Raw genomic sequence first — 17,698 nt, forward strand, 5'->3', positions numbered from 1 at the left:
TTTTGAATTACTTAAATTGTAAATACTTCTTTTGATATAAAAAAGCGATAACATTAAATGTTATCGCTTGAAAACTAATTATTTATCATCTTTTTTGTCATCATTGTTTTTCTCAGTATATTCATTGATTTTGTCTTTAGCTTTATCAACTTGTTCGTTATCGCTATTTTTAAATTTATCTGCTGCATCTTTCGCTTTATCCATGAATCCCATAATGAAATTCTCCTTTCAAATTTAAGAATATTTTTTCGATCAAGTATCATGTTAATTCTGAGATACAAAATAAAGAATGTACCTTACTGTTGCAATTATTATTTACCACACACAATTTTATATAAACATATTTTTAAAATTAAATATAAAACATGTAACCATCAAGTTTATCATCAGTTTCGACATAGTCTGCTAGATATTTTAAAGTAGTATTATCTAATACTTCTCTAACAGCATCTCTCATTCTTAACCATAACTGTTTTTGAGCAGGTGGTTCTGATTCAATACTTTCGACTATCGTTATAGGACCTTCTAGTAAACGAATAATATCGCCTGCTTTAATTTCGTCAGCTGGTACTCTAAGTTGATAACCACCTTTGGCACCACGAACACTTCGAATTAAACCAGCATTTCTTAAAGGGCCAACTAATTGTTCGAGATATAAATCACTCAAACTGTTTTCTTCAGCAATTGACTTTAAAGATACGCATCCTTGCCCTTCTCTTTTAGCAAGGGAAATCATTAAAGTTAAGCCGTATCTCCCTTTCGTTGATATTTTCATAACATTACCTCACTTAATTCGAATAATATATAATACCATTCTAGCATTTTTTCAGTTAAGATAGTATTAGAAAGGTGTGAAAATAGTGACTACAGAACCTTTAGCTTCAAGAATGAGACCTACTAACATTGACGAAATCATTTCGCAGCAACATTTAGTAGGACCTAGAGGTATTATTAGACGAATGGTTGAAACCAAAAGATTATCATCAATGATATTTTATGGGCCACCAGGCATTGGTAAAACAAGTATTGCGAAAGCAATTTCTGGTAGCACTGATTATAAATTTAGACAATTAAATGCAGTTACAAATTCAAAAAAAGATATGCAAATGGTAGTCGAAGAAGCCAAAATGTCTGGTCAAGTCATTCTTTTATTAGATGAAATTCACCGGTTAGATAAAGCTAAACAAGATTTCTTATTACCACATTTAGAAAATGGTAAAATCGTCCTAATTGGTGCAACAACTTCAAATCCATATCATGCAATCAATCCAGCTATTCGCTCTAGAGCTCAAATATTCGAACTGTATTCATTGGATCATGATGATGTGCGACTCGCAATTAATAGAGCATTAAATGATTCTGAACGTGGCTTAGCTAATTATCATCCCAAAGTAGATGAAGATGCATTAGAGTACTTTGCTACGCAAAGTCAAGGAGATGTTAGAAGTGCTTTAAATGCTCTTGAATTGGCTGTTTTAAGTGCTTCAGTTGAAAATGAAATTAGACATATTACTCTTCAAGATGCTAAAGATTGTTTGCAAAAAGGTGCTTTCGTAAGCGATAAAGATGGAGATATGCACTACGATGTTATGAGTGCTTTTCAAAAGTCAATAAGAGGTAGTGATGTAAACGCTGCATTACACTATTTAGCAAGATTAATTGAAGCTGGCGATTTACCGACTATTGTAAGACGCTTATTAGTCATTAGTTATGAAGATGTAGGGTTAGCTTCACCTAATGCGGGACAACGTACGCTTGCAGCCATTCAATCGGCAGAGCGACTGGGGTTTCCGGAAGCGAGAATTCCTCTTAGCCAAGCTGTAATTGAGCTTTCATTATCACCTAAATCCAACTCAGCGATCACTGCGATTGACAGTGCACTTAGTGACATACGTAAAGGTAATATTGGCCAAATTCCTGACCATTTACGAGATGGACATTATGCTGGAGCTAAAGATTTAGGTCGTGCCATAGGTTATAAGTACCCTCATAACTATGAAAATGGACACGTCATTCAACAATACTTGCCAGATAAACTCAAAAATAAAATTTATTATGAACCTAAATCAACATCAAAAAGTGAACAACAATTTAAAACTATTTATGATAATTTAAGAAACAAAAACTAAAAAAGACTATGAATCAATTAGCCATTATAAATGACTTTTAAATTTGATTCATAGTCTATTATTTAAATATTTCCTTTATCCTTAATACGGCGTACAGGTATATTTTTTAAAATGTCATTTACTACGTAACTCGCACAGATTAATCCTACTGTACTTGGTACAAATGCATTTGATGATGGAGGCATTTGCCCTTTACGATTAATGGCGTTTTCATCTCCAACGGTTGCTTTTACATCTTCACGAATTACAATAGGGCTTTCATCTGAAAACACGACAGGTACACCTTTTTTTATACCTTGACGTTTTAATTTATTACGGATAATTTTAGCCATAGGGTCCATATAAGTTTTAGAAATATCTGCTATTTTAAATCGTGTAGGATCAGTTTTATTAGCTGCCCCCATACTTGAAATCATCTTAATTCCTCGTTCTAAACACTCTTTCATCAGATGAACTTTATATATTATAGTATCACTTGCATCGATAAAGTAATCAATATCATAATTATTAAATAAATCCTTATATGTCTCCTCAGTATAAAACATGTGAAGTGGTGTTACTTTACAATCAGGGTTAATAAGTTTAATACGTTCTTCCATCAAAGTGACCTTACTTTGTCCGATAGTTGTAGTGAGTGCATGTATTTGACGATTGACATTTGTAATATCTACGTCATCTTTATCGATTAAAATAATATGACCAATATTGGTTCTAGCTAATGCTTCAGCAGCAAATGAACCAACACCACCTACCCCAAGAACTGCAACTGTTTTTTCTTTTAATAGATCTAAGCCCTCTTGTCCATATGCTAATTCGTTTCTTGAAAATTGATGTTTCATTTTAAACTCCTTTATAAAAACAATACGATAACTATATGTTAACAGAAAAAGACAAATAAAAATACGCAAGACATAAAGCCTTGCGTACCGGTAGAGTCCGTGATTGCCGTAGTTATAAAAAGCTTGATCATTCGGCCTGCTATATACAGGTGGGTGCCCTGTTTCTTGTTTTGCAAGTCCTCCAATTGAGGCGTGTGCGCTGCAAGAAAACCTATTGGGCTCCCTGATCAAAAAGTGTTAGGCCCAAATAAAAAGCAAACGTACGAACAATACAGATGACTACCTTATGTTTATATATTACCACAGAGGTTTAATTAAAGAAATCCTTATGAACTAGATAGGAATGTATATTTTGTGAAGCAGAATTTTAATAATATTGAGTTTACATAATATTATTATAGTTTTTATCAGCTAAATATAGTTCTACAAAAAAACGAAAAAACGCTAAATAAAAGTCACCAAAATCCATTGTGATTTTGATGACTAATGTATTTATATCATTTTATATGTTAAATCTAATGACGAATACGTAAAGAAAGCTCTTCTAATTGTTTGTCTGAGACTTCACCTGGTGCATCTGTAAGCAAGCAAGTCGCTGAAGCTGTTTTAGGGAATGCAATTGTATCACGTAAGTTTGTACGATTAGTTAATAGCATTACTAAACGGTCTAAGCCTAGTGCAATACCGCCATGTGGTGGTGCACCATATTTAAATGCATCTAACAAGAATCCAAATTGTTCTCTAGCTTGTTCTTTTGTAAATCCTAATACTTCAAACATTTTTTCTTGTAATTCACCGTCTGCAATTCTGATTGATCCCCCACCTAATTCATAACCGTTTAAAACGATGTCATAAGCATTCGCTTGTGCATTTTGAGGTTCTGAATCTAATTTACTAATATCCTCTTGTTTAGGTGAAGTAAATGGATGGTGTGCAGCTACATAACGTTTAGCATCTTCATCATACTCTAATAACGGCCAATCTGTTACCCATAAGAAATTAAGTTTATTTTCATCGATTAAACCTAATTCTTTGGCAATTTTAATACGTAAAGCACCTAAACTTTGAGCTACTACATTTGGTTTATCAGCGACAAACATTACTAAGTCTCCTGATTCAGCTTGTGTAAGATCTTTTAAAGTCGCAACATTTGAATCTTCAAAGAAACGAGCGATTGGACCACTCAATCCATCATCAACAACTTTTACCCATGCAAGACCCTTAGCACCATAAATATTTACGAATTCTGTTAATGCGTCCATATCTTTACGAGTATAATTGTCGGCTGCACCTTTAGCTACAATGGCTTTTACTTCTCCATTATTTTCTACAGTATCTTTAAATACTTTAAAGTCCATTTCACGACCTAACTGTGATACATCTTTAAGTTCCATATCAAAACGAGTATCAGGTTTATCTGAACCATAGCGTCTCATCGCTTCTTCATAAGTCATTCTAGGGAAAGGACCTGATACGTCAATGCCTTTAACATCTTTAACAACTATTCGTAACATTTCTTCACCCATTTGAATCACATCTTCTTGATCAACGAAACTCATTTCAATATCGACTTGAGTGAATTCAGGTTGACGATCTGCACGTAAGTCTTCATCGCGGAAACATTTAACAATTTGATAATATTTGTCAAAACCACTAATCATTAATAATTGTTTAAATAATTGAGGTGATTGTGGTAATGCATAAAATTCTCCTTCATGAACTCGAGAAGGTACTAAATAATCTCTGGCACCTTCTGGCGTAGATTTAGTTAAAACAGGAGTTTCAATATCGAAGAAACCATTGTTATCTAAATATTCACGAATAGAGCGTGTTGTTTGATGTCTCATTTTGAATGTTTGTGCCAACTCTGGACGTCTTAAATCTAAATAACGGTATTTTAAACGGATGTTTTCATCAACATTTTGATTTTCCTCATTAATAGAAAATGGTGGTGTTTCTGATTTATTGATAATTGTTATATTAGAAACTTGAACTTCTACTTGACCAGTTTTAATTTTAGGATTCACAGTATCTGGATCTCTCTTTGTTACTGTTCCCTCAACTTCAACTACATATTCAGATCTTACTGTTTCAGCTACACTTAAAGCTTCTTCAGAAAAATCAGGGTTAAAGACGATTTGCACGATACCTTCTCTGTCACGTAAATCCACAAAGATTAAACCACCTAAGTCACGACGATTATGAACCCAACCTTTTAAAGTAACTTTTTGGTTTAAAAGTTCTTCTGTAACTAAACCACAATACGTTGTTCTTTTACTCATTTATATTCTCCTTTTTATTAATTATTTTTTTCTTGAAAATAATTTACTAAGTTATTTAAGTTAATAGTTTCTGTTTCACCTGTTGACATGTCTTTGACGTCAATCACTTCATTTTCAAGTTCTTGATCACCGATAACAACAGTATATTGAGCATTCAAGCGATCAGCTTGTTTCATTTGGCCTTTAACTTTACGTTGTAAATAATCTTTGTCGGCTTTTATACCCGATTTTCTGAGTTGATTTAAAAGCTTAACGCTATATCGTTCAGCTTCTTCTCCCATAGTAACGATAAAAAGATCAAACGTATCCTCGACGTCCAAATCAATTCCTTCTTCTTCAAGCGCCAATAACAATCTTTCAATACTTAAAGCGAAACCAATACCCGTTTGATTTGGTCCATCTAATAATTCAAGCAGTCCATTATATCGACCACCACCACATAAGGTAGTTATTGCACCATCATAATTAGGATTATCCATCATTAATTCAAAAGCAGTGTGTGTGTAATAATCAAGACCACGTACAAGGTTAGGATCTTCAACATATGAAATACCTAAATCATCTAAGTGAGTCTTCACTTCATTAAAGTAAGCTTTTGAATCGTCATTTAAGTAATCAGTAATTCTTGGCGCATTTTTAACCGCTTCTTTATCTCTATCAATTTTGCAATCTAGTATTCTCATTGGATTTGTGTGTAATCTTGATTTACAATCATCACAAAATGTATCTATCACTGGCTCAAAATGACGTATTAGTGCCTCATTATATTCTTTACGTGAATCAGCATCACCAATACTATTGATAACTAATTTTAAATGTTTAAGGCCAAATGATTCATAGATATGCATCACCATAGCTAGAACTTCAGCATCCATGCTTGGATTTTCAGCACCAATCGCTTCAACGCCGAATTGAGTGAATTGACGGTATCGCCCTTTTTGTTTACGTTCATATCTGAACATTGGCCCATTATAATATAATTTAACAGGCTGATTTGGAATACCTTGCATTTTATTCTCAATGTATGAACGTACAACAGCTGCTGTTCCTTCTGGTCTTAGAGTTATGCTTCTGTCACCTTTATCTTTAAAAGTGTACATTTCTTTTTGTACGACATCTGTAGAGTCACCCACGCCACGTGCAAATAAATCTGTACTTTCAAATATAGGCGTGCGAATTTCTTTATAATTATATAATTTCATTAATTCATCAAGTTGATTTTCAATGTAACGCCATTTACTAGAATCTTCAGGTAAGATATCTTGTGTACCTCTAGGAATTCTAATCACACAATCACTCCTTCTTTGTATTTTACAAACTCCCTTTAATAAAAAAAGTCCCTTATATAGCATTTCTGCTATACAAGGGACGAATTGCCGTGTTGCCACCCTAATTGTAATTAAATTCATTAGTAAAACTTAATTACCACTCAAAACGTGTAACGTACGTAAAACGGCTTAATCTATTAAAGCACCTGTTCTTGTGTTCAAAGTATAATAAATTACTCAGTATAATCTTCCAGCCATGGATTATATCTCTTCACAATATCAATTATTGCTACCTCTTTCATTTATACTTTCAAGAATCATAACGGTATTATATATAAAGTTCACTAATTATAATAACGAGTTTATGCATAGTTTGCAAGCTTTAAGAGGCAAAATATTGTTTTAAACCATCCACTACAGCTTCTTCTACAACTTGTCGATGGATTTGATCTCGTATCATTACCTCATCTGTTGGATTACTTATATATCCTAATTCTAATAACACGGCTGGCTTATTGGTTTGTCTGAGTACTTGGAAGTTCTCTTGTCGAGTTCCTCTATTAGACAACATGGCTTTCTTTTGTATGTTTGTATTTAACGTTTCAGCTAAAGCTTCTTGATTATTTTTATACCAATAAACAGTTGCACCATTAGCATTAGGACTATCAAGAGAATCATTATGTATACTTATGTATGCGTCACCATTAAGTTTTCTATCATCTAAGCTAACATATGTATCATCAGAACGTGTTAATTTAACTGTTGCCCCCGCTTTTTCAAGAGCACGTCTCAGTTCTTTAGCTGTTTTTAAAGTATAGTTCTTCTCCAAACTCTTTTTTGAAGTATTACTGGATGCACCCTGGTCATTGCCTCCATGGCCAGGATCTAAGACAATGACCTTATTTTTCAAAGGGTTTACTTTTTTATTCGCATCCGCTTCAATATTTAAGCTTGTATGCCATCCAGCTATCCAACCTTTTTCAGAACCATCTCTGCTTTCAACTTCTATCCATTTACCTGATTTACTCAATCTAGTAAACGTATCACCTTTTTCGACTTGATAAATCACGGGATAAGCAGCATTTGGACCAGTTCGTAACTCAGCATTCTCTGAAACTGTAATCCTATTACTCCCTTGATCACTATGATTCATTAGCATAAATAATAATATTAAAAATAATATAAAAGCACCTACAACAATCAATGTTGTCAGATTTTTAAGGTCATGTTTAGATAACCATGCATCTATTTTGTTCATATTATTTTGCCATCCTGACTTTCATAAATAATAGTAACTGGACCATCATTGATAATTTCAACTTCCATATCAGTACCAAATTCACCTGTTTTCACTTCAACGTCATAAGCTTTTAAAGCAGTGTTAAATTTTTCATATAACACATTGGCTTCTTCAGGATTTTTTGAATTTGAAAATCCTGGTCTATTACCTTTTCGTACATCAGCATATAAAGTAAATTGTGAGATAGATAAAATTTGACCTTCAACTTGTTGGATATTTAAATTAAGTTTGCCATTCTCATCTTCAAACAAACGAGCGTTAATAATCTTTTTAGCAACTGCATCTATATCTGCTTCCGTTGTATCTTTACCTATTCCGACTAAAAGACAGAAACCCTTGTCGATTTCATTGTGAATGCTGTTATTTGTAACTGCTGCTTTTTTTACTCTTTGTACAACTACTTTCATATTAATAGCACCTCATTAATTCCAAACTCTTGACACTGTATATACATCACTTAATTGTTTTAGTTTTTCAACTACACTGAATACATCATTAACATTACGCACCATAACACTAATAGTGATAATTGCATTCTTATCAGTATCAGACCGTCCATTGATTTTAATAATACTTCCAACTGTAGAGTTAACTGCTTGTATTACTTCATTTAATAAACCATTACGATCATATGCACTAACTTCTAAATCTACTTGGTATCGTTGAGTAGAATCTTTAGATTTAACCCACTCAACTGCTATTAATCGTTCTGTTTCATTTTTAACATTTGGACAATCTGTACGGTGCACTTTTATACCATGTCCTTTAGTGATATATCCTACAATATCATCTCCAGGGATTGGATTACAACATTTTGAAAGCTTTATCAATACATTCTCTATACCTTCGACATAGACACCACTATCAGTGATGATATCATCTTTAATCGGAAGCGATTTAATAACTTCCTGTGCCTCGTTTAGCGCTTTTTGTTTATCTTGTATACGTTGTCTTTCGGTCAATTTATTAACAACCTGTAATGCCGTTACACCACCAAATCCAACTGCTGCAAATAGGTCATCATCATTAGCAAAATTGTATTTCTCATTAACAACTTCTATATTTTTATCAGTTAAAATATCATCTACTCTAAAGCCTTGTTCTTTAATTTCTGCTTCGACCATAAACTTACCTTTTTCAATGTTTGATGAACGATCTTGTTTTTTAAAGAAACCTTTAATTTTACTTTTAGCACTTGATGATTTAACTATCTTAAGCCAATCTCTACTAGGTCCATAAGAGTGCTTACTTGTACGAATTTCAATAATATCTCCGGTTTGAAGAACATAATCAATAGGAACAATTTTACCATTAACTTTTGCACCAATCATCTTATTTCCGACTTCACTATGAATTGCATAAGCGAAATCTATTGGAACCGCACCATAAGGCAATTCAATAACATCACTTGCAGGTGTGAAAGCGTAAACTTTATCACTTTGTAAATCATATTTCAGTGATTCCATAAATTCTTGTGCGTCAGATGATGTATGATCAGCTTCAGCTAATTCTTTTAACCAATTTAATTTATTTTGAAAATCTTGGTTCTTTTCATTAACTGTTTTTCCTTCTTTATATGCCCAATGAGCTGCAACACCATGTTCAGCTATTTCATGCATTTCATACGTTCTAATTTGTATTTCTAAAGGGTCTCCATTAGGACCAACGACAGTTGTATGGAGAGATTGATACATGTTCTGTTTAGGCATGGCAATATAATCTTTAAATCTTCCAGGCATTGGTTTCCATAATGTATGGACTAATCCTAAAATTGCATAACAATCATTAATAGAATTTACAATTACACGAATAGCTAATAAATCGAATATTTGATCAAACTGCTTTTTCTGCTTCATCATTTTACGGTATATGCTATAAATATGTTTAGGTCTACCGCTAATTTCTCCAGTGATGTCCATTTTAATCATTTCTGTTTGAATTTTATCTATTGCATTAGCGATATAAGCTTCTCGTTCACTACGCTTTTTCTTCATTAAATTGACAATACGGAAATACTGAACACTGTCTATATATCTAAGCGCAGTATCTTCTAATTCCCATTTAATCGTATTAATACCTAACCTATGTGCTAATGGTGCATAAATTTCTAGTGTCTCTTTAGAGATACGCACTTGTTTTTCTCTAGCCATAGCTTTTAGTGTTCTCATGTTATGTAATCTATCGGCTAATTTGACAAGTATCACTCGAACATCTTTTGCAATTGCAATAAATAATTTACGATGATTTTCTGCTTGTTGTTCTTCTTTAGAGCGGTATTTTACCTTTTTAAGTTTAGTAACACCATCAACAATTCGAGCTATTTCTTCATTAAACATATCTTTAACATCATCAAATGTGTATGGCGTATCTTCAATAACGTCATGCAGAAAACCTGCCACTATCGTTGGACCATCTAAACGCATTTCTGTTAATATGCCCGCTACCTGAATAGGATGCATAATATATGGAAGACCATTTTTACGGAACTGTCCTTGATGGGCTTCATAAGCTATATGGTAACTTTTTAGGACATATTGATAATCATCAGTTGATAAATATGATTTAGCTTTATTTAGCACCTCATCAGCGCTATATGGATACTCGTTATTCAATATATGACACCCCAACTCATTTGTATTTCAAATACTCAACTCATATTCGAATTTTTGAAAATTAAGAAAACATACATTGTCCTTCATTAATCCGAGTATATCATCTATTTAGATATAGAAATGCGAGTATTACTTTAATTTTATCAAATGTTAAAAGAACTACAAAAGCCTTAACATTTTTATAAATAATAGTTCTATGATACTACAAGTTTTTAAATAAATAAATGGTGTTACGCTGAAATCAAATCAAGTATACAATTTAACGAAAAAATGGGAATGAGATAGAATCCCTATACGAATTCATTATCTCATTCCCAAAAGTTGTTAGAAATAAAAAAACATAGTACTATGTCTTTTAATTCTAGTCATCTATTCATCATATGAAATTAAACTCATGACATCATAATCTTTAATTTTTTCAATACCGTTTAAATATTTAAGTTCAATTATAAATGCAATACCTACGACGATTCCTCCTAGTTTTTCAACTAGTTTAATTGCCGCCTCTATAGTACCTCCAGTAGCTAATAAGTCATCAGTTATAAGAACACGTTGTCCTGGTTTAATTGCATCATTGTGCATTGTAAGAACATTTGTACCATATTCTAAGTCATATTCATATCGGATAACTTCACGGGGTAATTTACCCTCTTTTCTCACGGGCGCAAAACCAATACCCATTGAATAAGCTACAGGGCACCCAATTATAAATCCTCTTGCTTCAGGACCTACAACTATATCAACGTCTCTCTCCTTAGCATATTTAACAATTTGATCGGTAGCATAACCATAAGCTTCCCCGTTATCCATAATTGTTGTTATATCTTTAAAACTAACTCCCGGTTTAGGCCAATCTTGCACTTCCGAAACATATTGCTTTAAATCCATATATCTATTTCCTCCTATTTACTAACCCTTCTGTGATTTGATCCAAGTTTTTAATTGCGTAAAATCATCATAAAGTAAAAGTTTCTCAACTTCCATTCTGGATTGTCTTAATTGATAAACACGACTTGTTTCAATATTTTGTTTGTTAGCATTATCTACAATTTTAATTATACCATTTTCTTCTGTTACAAAACCTAACTCATAAAATACTTTAAGCATAAATTTTAAAATATTAGGTTTAACATTCAAATGTTGACACAGTAACATACCCTCTTGTTCAAGATTGGTTTCTTTTTTGGTCATTAGCGCTTTGAAACAGCTTTTAAATTGATTTGACGTGGGCATACCATCAAAATATATACTCTGCTGATGTTGCAATACTAAATAGAGTTGTGAATAATTTAAGTTTTTGAGACTATCTTTAAGACTGTCTAAATCATTTGGCAAGTCTCTTAAAATTACTACTTCGTGTTCTTGATCGATTTTATCACCATAATAATAGTAATTATGATTCAATTTTTCTTTTTTAGGGTGTATTAAAAAAGCAACTCTAGTATCGTTTGGGTCTATATTTAATTGTTTACGTTTACTTCGGTAATCTAATATTTGTTCATTATTCGTTGCTATATCTTGAATAATAAACTGTGGTGATTGATTTCCGTTCCATTCATTGATTTGTAAATTTCCTAGTAGATTTATTGGTTGACCAGGTTCAATTTGAGTTGCTAACTGACCATTTTTCCAATATAGGCTTTGTAATTGTAACTGACCGGTTACTAATTTCAAATGGTTTTTATCTTTTCCAATTGCTCTAACATCAACGACTTCATTATCATCAATTTCCAATAATGGTTTTTCAAAGTCTGTGCCAAATGGACTTAGTCTTTGTATATCACGAATGTTATTTATTGAAATATCATTCTCTTCTAATTTAACTGATACATGTTTCGTCGGTTCTAGTGACGTATGTTCTGATAATTTAAACATCCAGTCATTTAATCCTTGCTCTAATGCTTCAATATAATCTATTTCCATAGTCATACCCGCAGCCATATGATGACCACCAAACTTAGAAATTAAATCTTGATGTGCACTCAAAATTTCAAACATTGAAACTTGTTCTATACTACGAGCTGATCCTTTAGCATGATTTTGTTCTAAATCAATATTCAAAATTAAGGTAGGTAATGCATATGTCTCAACAATTTTAGATGCTACTATACCTAAGACACCTTCATGCCAATTTTCTTTAGCTAATAGTAAAAATTGATTGCCATTATTCACTTTTTCTTCAGCAATGGCTAGTGCCTCATCAGTTATCTGAGCTACTATTTCTTTACGTTCAACATTAAAATGTTCTACTTGTTCGGCAAGAAATTCAGCCTCTTCTTCATCTTCGGTCATTAATAACTCAGCAGCTAATGATGCATCCTCTAATCTACCAACGGCATTAAGTCGCGGCCCTATAATAAAACCTACAGTTTCTTCGTTAATCGTGTCATTATAACCAGCTTGGTTAAGTAATGCTTTAATTTGAATCGGGCAGTTTTGATTTAAAAATGATAAACCTTGTTTTACTATAGAGCGGTTTTCATCTGTCATTGACACTAAATCTGCTATAGTACCAATCGCAGCTAAACTTACAAAATAATTAGGAGGATTTTCTAATAAAACTTGAGATAATTTGTAAGCTACACCAGCACCACATAAAAAGTGAAATGGGTATTCATACTCTGGATGCATTGGATGTACGATGGCATACGCTTCAGGCAAAGTACGTCCAATTTCATGATGATCAGTTACTATGACATCAACTCCTAGCTTTTGTACCATTTCAATCTCTTTATGACCTTGTATGCCATTATCGACAGTTATGATGAGAGACACGCCTTCATCATAGGCATTTCTAAATGCAAGTTCATTTGGTCCATAACCTTCTGAAAATCGATTAGGAATATACCAACCCACTTCAGCACCTAATGTCTGCAATGTATTAACTAATATAGTTGTAGAAGTGACACCATCGGCATCATAATCACCATATACCAATATACGCTCATTTTTATCAATTGCTTCATTGATTCGAGTCACCGCTTTTTCCATATCACTTAATAGCCATGGATTGTGGTTAATGATGGTTTCATCTAATAAGGCTTTAATTGACTCATCATCAGTTATCGATTTACTTTCAAGTAGTTTTTTTATAATCGGTGTTAATTGATATTTTTTTATTAAAGTTTCATTTATGTATTCTGTTGGAGGTTCATAGAGCCAGTTATATTTAGATTTAATCATGTAATTATCCTCCCTTTTTCCAAAGGCCATTATACCGAAAATTCAACTAAATAAAAAGTAAACAACGTTAAGTTGATAAAACTATTAATGATATTAGAAAAAGAGTAGAACATTGAATGCAATGTCCTACTCCCTAATAATTTATACTAAAATCTTTTCATCATTTGATTTTTTCTCTTTGTATACCGTTAATTTACCATTATCTGCTTTTTTAAGTTGTCGTTTCTTCATTATACCCCATAAAGGTACAGCGATAAATACTGAAGAGAATACACCAGATACTAATCCAATTAATAATGCTAATGAGAAATTGAATAAGCTTGATGCCCCAAATATTAAAATCGCAACTACGACAACAATTACTGTTAAAACAGTATTAACGGAACGAGTCATTGTTTGACGGATAGAGCGATTAACGATGTCATCGATTTGCTCTGGTTTGGTAATGACTTTAATTTTATGCAGATTTTCCCTTACACGGTCAAATGTTACAATCGTATCATTAATTGAATAACCTACGATAGTTAGTACTGCTGCAATAAATGTAATATCAACTTCCAAACGAAGTAAGCTGAATAATGCAACAATCATAAAGACGTCATGCAGTAATGCTAATACTGATGATAGACCCATTCTCCATTCGAATCTTAGTGAAACATAGATAATAATACCTATTGCCGCATAGATAAGAGCCTTCATAGCGTTTTTAGCTAATTCTTGTCCAATCATTGGTGATACTGTATTTACAGTTGGTTTATGACCGTATTCATTGTTCACTTTTTTGTTAAGTTCTACAACTTCATTTTTAGATAAATCTTTCTTAAATTGCACAGTTGCTTGTTTATTGTCACTACCATTAATTTGAACTTGATCTGGAGTTAATCCCATGTCTTTCATCGTACGTTCAACTTTAGGTTGAGATAATTTTGTATCAGAGTCGATATCAACACGCGTACCTGCAGAGAAATCAATACCTAAGTTTAATTTGAATATACTTAAAATCACAATACCAACAATCAAAATCAGAATACTGAATCCGATTAATGGTTTGGCTAATTTAACAAAATCCCACTTTTCATATGAAGTTTTAAGATCATGAACATCTACACCTTCATTAATATCATGTCGATTTTTCTTACTAAATCCAAATAGCCAGAATTTCTTCTTAAAGTAATTAGATGATACAAGTAATGATAATAAACCTCTTGATAAAAATACAGCTGTTACAAATATCATAAGAATACCTAAGAGTAACATTGTCGCAAAACCTTTTACTGAACTTTCACCGAAGAAGAATAATACACCCGCAGCAATAACTGTAGTTAAGTTCGAGTCAAATATCGTTAAGAAAGAACTCTTGTTTGCTTTAGAGTAGGCTTGTTTTAACGTCCTACCAATTCGCAATTCATCTTTGATCCTTTCATACATAATTATGTTCGCATCTACAGCCATACCTACACCTAGTACGAGAGCTGCTAATCCTGGTAATGTAAGAACACCAGAAATGAAATTAAATGCTACTAAAGTAAGATAAATATAAACAGTTAAAGCGATGATAGCAACTAAACCAGGTAGTCTATAGAAACCGACCATAAATAGATATATAATTGCTACACCTATCGCTGATGCAAATATTGTTTTATCAAGTGCATCTTGACCAAACTGTGCACCTACTGAATTAGAATAAATTTCTTTTAAATCAACAGGTAGTGAACCAGCATTTAGTAATTCTGCAATTTGTTTAGCTCTTTCCACACCTTGTTGACCATGGAATCCACCTGAAATTTCAACACTATCAGAATTAATAGGTTGATCTACTGAAGCAGCTGAAACGTATTTACGTTTATCTTCAGGTTTTTCTAACTCTTTATGGTAGCTATCTCCTTTTTTATAATCAAGCCATACTACCATCATATTTTCTTGTTTTTTCGAAATTTCTTCTGTTACTTTTTTAAATTTAGCACGATCTTTTAATTTAAATGTAACAGCTGGTTCATTAGTACCTTGCTTAAATTCTTGTTTAGCTGAACCTTGTACAATATCTTTACCAGTTAATTTAACTTTATCATTGGCATCACGAATAGTTAAATTAGCTTGCGAAGATAATATTTTACGAGCTTCATCTGGATCTTTAACACCTGCTAATTGAACTCTAATTCTGTCTGGATCCTCAACTTGAATATGAGGTTCAGAAACACCGAGAACATTGACACGATTTTCCAAAGTTCTAGCAGTCGATTGTAAGGCTTTCTCATCAATTTTTTTTTCACCATCTAATGGTTTAACTTGATAAAGAACTTCAAATCCACCTTGTAAATCTAATCCAAGATTTACGTTTTTAACTACATTCTTATATGTAAGCCCCATTCCAACGAACAAAACGGCTACAATTAGTATGAATGCAATTATCCTACTAAATTTCTTCACATGAACACCTCATTGTTTACTTATGTACTAAGAATAATCTTTTAATAAACCATGTGCAAGTTAATTAAAAATTACATAGTTATTACATGACCTATCTATATTAACATACTACATCTTTTAGTGAAATTAAGATTATTACGCATATACATATAATATAAAAAACTGTCAACATAGTATGAACTTTGTCGACAGTTTTTAATAAATAAATTTCATTTCCCCTTAACTTTAAGAAGGGTCTACTTGTTTAATAGCTGGTTTTTCAAAAGTCATTTCTGTTCCATGACCATTAACTGTGATAACAACTGTAGTTTCATCAACAGCTTTAACAGTTCCTTTCAAACCACCAATAGTAGTAATACGTTGACCAGATTCGATTCGGCTAATCATTTCACGATGTTCTTTAGCACGTTTTTGTTGAGGTCGAATTAAAAAGAAATAAAATACTATAATTAAAATTATAGGTAAAATAAGTGCTGAAACGTTCATTATGTTGTCTCCTTATTAGAAATTTTTAGGGTTTTCTACATTAAGCCCATATTGTTCAAAGAATTCATCTTTAAAATCTAGAAGACGATCTTCTCGAATAGCTTGTCTAATATCTTCCATCAATTTTAGCAGAAAATGTAAATTATGAATAGTAGTAAGACGGATACCGAAAGTTTCTTCAGCTTTAATCAGATGTCTGATATAAGCACGTGAATAATTCTTACATGTGTAGCAATCACAATTTTCATCTAGTGGTTTAAAATCGTTTGCATATTTAGCATTCTTAATTACTAATCTTCCGTTTGAAGTCATACATGTACCATTTCTAGCAATACGCGTTGGTAATACACAATCAAACATATCCATGCCACGTATGCTACATTCAATTAATGCATCAGGAGAACCTACGCCCATTAAATAACGAGGTTTATCATCTGGCATATATTGCACTGTATGTTCAACCATTTCATACATAACTGGTTTAGGTTCGCCTACCGACAACCCACCGATAGCATATCCAGGAAAATCTAAAGAAACTAATTCCTTAGCACTTTGTTCTCTTAAATCTTTATATTCGCCACCTTGAATAATACCAAAGAGTGCTTGGTCCTCTGGGCGCTTATGTGCGTTTAAACAACGCTCAGCCCATCTCGTAGTGCGTTCAATTGAATCCTTAACATACTTATACTCAGAAGGCATAGGCGGACATTCATCGAAAGCCATCATTATATCTGAACCTAAGTCATTTTGTATTTCCATTGATTTCTCTGGACTTAAAAATAACTTCGATCCATTTGTATGGTGTCTAAACTCAACACCCTCTTCAGTTATCTTACGAAGATTACTTAAACTAAATACTTGGAAACCACCTGAATCAGTAAGAATAGGGCCATCCCAATTCATAAACTTATGTAGACCCCCAGCTTGTTTGATAATATCATTTCCAGGTTGTAACCACAAATGATATGTATTTCCTAATATTATTTTCGCTTCTATTTGTCTTAATTCTTCAGGACTCATTGTTTTAACAGTTGCTTTTGTTCCTACTGGCATAAACATAGGCGTTTCAAAAGAACCGTGTGGTGTATGAACGATACCTAAACGTGCACCTGATTGTTTACAAGTCTTTATATGTTCATAAGTTACTGCTGGCATATTTAATACCTCTCATT

General features: G+C 32.7%; 14 protein-coding genes and 1 other RNA gene. 1 reads left to right on the forward strand and 14 read right to left on the reverse strand.

From position 1 onward, the window contains the following. Positions 1-78 precede the first annotated feature (78 nt). Both F1592_RS13760 and cymR read right to left on the reverse strand, forming a co-directional pair. Positions 79-213: an SAS049 family protein gene (locus F1592_RS13760; protein WP_011275593.1), complete on the reverse strand. Its 135-nt coding sequence runs from the start codon at positions 211-213 to the stop codon at positions 79-81. Positions 214-352: 139 nt separating this feature from the next. Further along, positions 353-775 (reverse strand): cysteine metabolism transcriptional regulator CymR, encoded by a 423-nt coding sequence (cymR, locus tag F1592_RS07135; protein ID WP_033080142.1) that lies wholly within the window; start codon positions 773-775, stop codon positions 353-355. Positions 776-860: 85 nt separating this feature from the next. On the opposite strand from cymR, the gene F1592_RS07140 reads away from it, so the two are divergent. Then, the gene (locus F1592_RS07140) at positions 861-2,129 is read left to right on the forward strand and encodes a replication-associated recombination protein A (protein ID WP_053016702.1); all 1,269 of its coding nucleotides are present in this window, start codon (positions 861-863) and stop codon (positions 2,127-2,129) included. A gap of 62 nt (positions 2,130-2,191) precedes the next feature. On the opposite strand, the gene F1592_RS07145 is transcribed toward F1592_RS07140, so the two are convergent. From F1592_RS07145 to tgt, 12 genes are all read right to left on the reverse strand, one after another. Then, complete coding sequence (locus tag F1592_RS07145) at positions 2,192-2,968, reverse strand: tRNA threonylcarbamoyladenosine dehydratase (RefSeq protein WP_037536712.1); 777 nt, start codon at positions 2,966-2,968, stop codon at positions 2,192-2,194. A 90-nt stretch (positions 2,969-3,058) separates the two neighbouring features. Beyond that, positions 3,059-3,249, reverse strand: a non-coding RNA gene (gene ssrS, locus F1592_RS07150) — 6S RNA. Positions 3,250-3,483: 234 nt separating this feature from the next. Then, positions 3,484-5,250 carry an aspartate--tRNA ligase gene (gene aspS, locus F1592_RS07155; RefSeq protein WP_053016703.1) on the reverse strand — a complete coding sequence of 589 codons (1,767 nt, stop codon included), beginning with the start codon at positions 5,248-5,250 and terminating at the stop codon, positions 3,484-3,486. Positions 5,251-5,267: 17 nt separating this feature from the next. Next, positions 5,268-6,539 (reverse strand): histidine--tRNA ligase, encoded by a 1,272-nt coding sequence (gene hisS / locus F1592_RS07160; protein ID WP_037536717.1) that lies wholly within the window; start codon positions 6,537-6,539, stop codon positions 5,268-5,270. A gap of 361 nt (positions 6,540-6,900) precedes the next feature. Continuing rightward, positions 6,901-7,776: an N-acetylmuramoyl-L-alanine amidase family protein gene (locus F1592_RS07165; RefSeq protein WP_037536719.1), complete on the reverse strand. Its 876-nt coding sequence runs from the start codon at positions 7,774-7,776 to the stop codon at positions 6,901-6,903. Next, on the reverse strand, positions 7,773-8,225 hold the full coding sequence (gene dtd, locus F1592_RS07170; RefSeq protein WP_149809635.1) for a D-aminoacyl-tRNA deacylase: 453 nt from the start codon (positions 8,223-8,225) through the stop codon (positions 7,773-7,775). The genes F1592_RS07165 and dtd overlap by 4 nt, the downstream gene beginning before the upstream one ends. A 15-nt stretch (positions 8,226-8,240) precedes the next feature. Further along, complete coding sequence (locus tag F1592_RS07175) at positions 8,241-10,430, reverse strand: RelA/SpoT family protein (RefSeq protein WP_149809636.1); 2,190 nt, start codon at positions 10,428-10,430, stop codon at positions 8,241-8,243. Positions 10,431-10,799: 369 nt separating this feature from the next. Next, positions 10,800-11,318: an adenine phosphoribosyltransferase gene (locus tag F1592_RS07180; protein ID WP_037536725.1), complete on the reverse strand. Its 519-nt coding sequence runs from the start codon at positions 11,316-11,318 to the stop codon at positions 10,800-10,802. A 21-nt stretch (positions 11,319-11,339) separates the two neighbouring features. After that, on the reverse strand, positions 11,340-13,613 hold the full coding sequence (gene recJ, locus F1592_RS07185; protein ID WP_107609954.1) for a single-stranded-DNA-specific exonuclease RecJ: 2,274 nt from the start codon (positions 13,611-13,613) through the stop codon (positions 11,340-11,342). Between the two features lie 141 nt (positions 13,614-13,754). After that, a complete protein-coding gene (gene secDF / locus F1592_RS07190; RefSeq protein ID WP_149809637.1) occupies positions 13,755-16,040 on the reverse strand; it encodes a protein translocase subunit SecDF in 2,286 nt (761 codons plus the stop codon). A gap of 225 nt (positions 16,041-16,265) precedes the next feature. Continuing rightward, positions 16,266-16,526: a preprotein translocase subunit YajC gene (gene yajC, locus F1592_RS07195; RefSeq protein WP_011275581.1), complete on the reverse strand. Its 261-nt coding sequence runs from the start codon at positions 16,524-16,526 to the stop codon at positions 16,266-16,268. Between the two features lie 15 nt (positions 16,527-16,541). Continuing rightward, the gene (gene tgt / locus F1592_RS07200; RefSeq protein WP_053016706.1) at positions 16,542-17,681 is read right to left on the reverse strand and encodes a tRNA guanosine(34) transglycosylase Tgt; all 1,140 of its coding nucleotides are present in this window, start codon (positions 17,679-17,681) and stop codon (positions 16,542-16,544) included. Between the last annotated feature and the right edge of the window lie 17 nt (positions 17,682-17,698).

The organism is Staphylococcus sp. GDX7P312P (genome assembly GCF_008385775.1).
Lineage (GTDB): Bacteria > Bacillota > Bacilli > Staphylococcales > Staphylococcaceae > Staphylococcus > Staphylococcus haemolyticus.

Coding starts and splice junctions, on each gene's coding strand:
- yajC (WP_011275581.1), bottom strand. CDS start 16,526: ATGAACGTTTCAGCACTTATTTTACCTATAATTTTAATTATAGTATTT.
- dtd (WP_149809635.1), bottom strand. CDS start 8,225: ATGAAAGTAGTTGTACAAAGAGTAAAAAAAGCAGCAGTTACAAATAAC.
- F1592_RS07165 (WP_037536719.1), bottom strand. CDS start 7,776: ATGAACAAAATAGATGCATGGTTATCTAAACATGACCTTAAAAATCTG.
- F1592_RS07145 (WP_037536712.1), bottom strand. CDS start 2,968: ATGAAACATCAATTTTCAAGAAACGAATTAGCATATGGACAAGAGGGC.
- F1592_RS13760 (WP_011275593.1), bottom strand. CDS start 213: ATGGGATTCATGGATAAAGCGAAAGATGCAGCAGATAAATTTAAAAAT.
- recJ (WP_107609954.1), bottom strand. CDS start 13,613: ATGATTAAATCTAAATATAACTGGCTCTATGAACCTCCAACAGAATAC.
- cymR (WP_033080142.1), bottom strand. CDS start 775: ATGAAAATATCAACGAAAGGGAGATACGGCTTAACTTTAATGATTTCC.
- aspS (WP_053016703.1), bottom strand. CDS start 5,250: ATGAGTAAAAGAACAACGTATTGTGGTTTAGTTACAGAAGAACTTTTA.
- F1592_RS07180 (WP_037536725.1), bottom strand. CDS start 11,318: ATGGATTTAAAGCAATATGTTTCGGAAGTGCAAGATTGGCCTAAACCG.
- tgt (WP_053016706.1), bottom strand. CDS start 17,681: ATGCCAGCAGTAACTTATGAACATATAAAGACTTGTAAACAATCAGGT.